This is a genomic window from Vibrio crassostreae 9ZC13 (assembly GCF_000272045.2).
Classification (GTDB): domain Bacteria; phylum Pseudomonadota; class Gammaproteobacteria; order Enterobacterales; family Vibrionaceae; genus Vibrio; species Vibrio crassostreae_C.
The window spans coordinates 1-2,370 of record NZ_AJYZ02000008.1 but is presented as its reverse complement, the minus strand read 5'-3'; the positions used below and the strand labels follow the sequence as shown (position 1 = coordinate 2,370).

Sequence of the window (2,370 nt, the reverse complement as noted above, 5' to 3'; positions counted from 1 at the left end):
GGTATCCGCCCCATGAACCTACGGGGCGACTTGTCAGTGTTTGAAGTTCCAAGGCAGGAGTGCATCGATATCGGGCTCTGCTTTTGCTAGCTCTTTCATGCACTTGACCATATAGTCATAGAGGATAAGGCCGTTGGCTTTTGCAGTCTCGATGATGCTGTAAAGCATCGCGCTCGCCTCAGCGCCATTTGGTGTGTTGGAGAATAGCCAATTTTTCCTGCCAATAACCAGCGGTTTAATTGCGCGTTCAGCGCGATTATTATCGATAGATAAGTGACCATCGTCGATATAACGAATGAGTTTAGGCCATTGCCCGAGCGTGTACTTTATTGCTTTGCCTAGTGGGCTAGAGCCAATCACCTTCTGGGTCGTCATCCATTGGTAAAGCTCATCCAGTATCGGCTTGGCAAGCGCTTGACGCTCTGCTTTTCGCTCTTGGGCAGGCGCACCTTTTAAGCGTGATTCTATCCCGTAGAGTTTTTGGATTTTAGCCAGCGCCTTATCAGCCTTGCCCGATTTACCTTTCCCTTGAAGCTTTTTAGCATCCATGAACTTGCGACGAGCATGCGCTAAGCACCCTACATTGGTGACGTGATGCAGACCATCATAAGCCGCGTAGCCATCGGTTTGTAGATAACCGTTGTAGTCACCTAAAAAGTCCACGGGACACGCCCTCGCGCGACTGTTTTGATAGTCGTACAAGGCAATATTTTTCACATTCGGCAGTGCCGATTCGGGTGAGTCAGCGCCTGAGCAGTAGAGCCACATATAACACTGCTTCTCTTCTTTGAGCACATTGAGCGGCGTTTCATCCGCCTGAACCACCACTTGTTGAAGTAGGTGCTCTTTCAAGGCGGCATACAGCGGGGCGAACTTCTCACTGACTTGGATAACCCACCTTGCCATGGTGGTGCGTGATAGCTCGATACCCGACTGGGTAAACAGCGATTCTTGGCGATAAAGTGGCATCGCGTATTGGTATTTGCCAAGAATGATGTTGGTCAGCAAGCTTTCTGTGGCGAAGCTTTTAGGGATGAGACTCTGAGGGGATGGCTTCTGAACGATACGGCTGCTGTCACCTGTTTTCTCGCACTGGCGGCAAGCGTACTTAGGACGAACATATTCCAACACTTTGAGTACCGCTGGCGTGAACTCTAGCTTCTCGCTGCGGTCTTCACCGATTTTATGCAGGCTATGATTGCAGCAAGCGCACTGCTTTTCATGGTCGTCTACATCAAGTTCGATAACCTCACGAGGCAAGGTCTTAGGCAGAGGTTTACGTTTACCGCGCTTTTTCGTTGTGGTCGTGGTTGTCACCTCAACCTCGTCTTCTTTAACGGCTTCACACTCCGCTTCGTTGAAGAGGTCACCTTGTGATTCATCGTAAGGCTTTAATGCCTCCGAGCGTTTCGCGAACTGACGGTCGAAGGCGAGTTTGAGTTGTTCAAGCAGCGATTGGCGCTCTTGTTTCCACTCATTTTTCTCCGACATCAGAGCAGCTACCATCGCTTGTAGCTCGGCAACATCTTGGCTTTCTGGGTTGATATTTGGCGTCTTTTTCATAGCATTGATTATACTAAAATCGTGCCGTTAACGCTTGGAGAATAAGGCTTTATTCTCGATTAACTCATTGTAAAATCGTTTATTTTGATGGGTTCGTGGCCGATAATTGTGAAGCCTGAAAGCAGTCTGTCAAGCTCAAATTGAGTGAGGGTAAACACCTGATTTTTCTCTTTTGAAGGCCACTTATACTTGGCTTTTTCAAGGCGTTTATACCAGAGGGCGAAGCCTGTTTTATCCCAGTACAACACTTTAATCTTATCGCGCTGTTTATTGGTAAACAGGAACAGCGCACCGCTGCCAAGAGGCAAGTCAGTATCATTTTCGATAATCGCTGCAAGGCCGTTGATGGACTTTCTAAAATCGACGCTTTCACGATAAAGGTAAATGTCTGAAGCGCTGAGCATACCTTTCATGACAACGCTCCAATGAGTTCAGCAAGATAGGTGGCTAGCGTGCCTTGAGGAATGCTCAGCTCCACATCATTGATGAGAAGTGTCATGTTCGCCGTAGCTATCTGGGCCTGATACTTGGTTGTCTTTTCAACGATTTCGGCTTTAACAAATCCGACAGATTCCGATTGGCTTGCTGTTTGGAGTTGACGCCGTTTGGCGAAGAACGTGGATAAACTCAGTCCATGCTCTTCACAAAAAGCGCGTTGGGTAACACTGCTACTTTCATATTGTTCAAACAGTGATTGCCATTCTAGGTCGGTGCGTCGTTTTGCCATTTCAACTCTCCTTTGGGTTGGAGAGATGATCTTATTCTTCGTGCTGAAGGATTAGAATGCGGTGTTCATGGCACGCTTAC

3 protein-coding genes are annotated in these 2,370 nt (G+C 47.8%); all 3 read right to left on the bottom strand.

Annotated elements, in window-relative coordinates:
* Window positions 1–33: 33 nt before the first annotated feature.
* Genes tnpC through tnpA form a run of 3 tightly spaced genes read right to left on the bottom strand, consistent with a single transcriptional unit; the run spans window position 34 to window position 2,290 of the window.
* On the bottom strand, window positions 34–1,563 hold the full coding sequence (tnpC, locus tag A136_RS01245; RefSeq protein WP_017062949.1) for an IS66 family transposase: 1,530 nt from the start codon (window positions 1,561–1,563) through the stop codon (window positions 34–36).
* Between the two features lie 59 nt (window positions 1,564–1,622).
* Window positions 1,623–1,976: an IS66 family insertion sequence element accessory protein TnpB gene (gene tnpB, locus A136_RS01240; protein WP_017062948.1), complete on the bottom strand. Its 354-nt coding sequence runs from the start codon at window positions 1,974–1,976 to the stop codon at window positions 1,623–1,625.
* Window positions 1,973–2,290 (bottom strand): IS66 family insertion sequence element accessory protein TnpA, encoded by a 318-nt coding sequence (tnpA, locus tag A136_RS01235; RefSeq protein WP_017062947.1) that lies wholly within the window; start codon window positions 2,288–2,290, stop codon window positions 1,973–1,975. Before tnpA ends, tnpB begins: the two co-directional genes overlap by 4 nt.
* Between the last annotated feature and the right edge of the window lie 80 nt (window positions 2,291–2,370).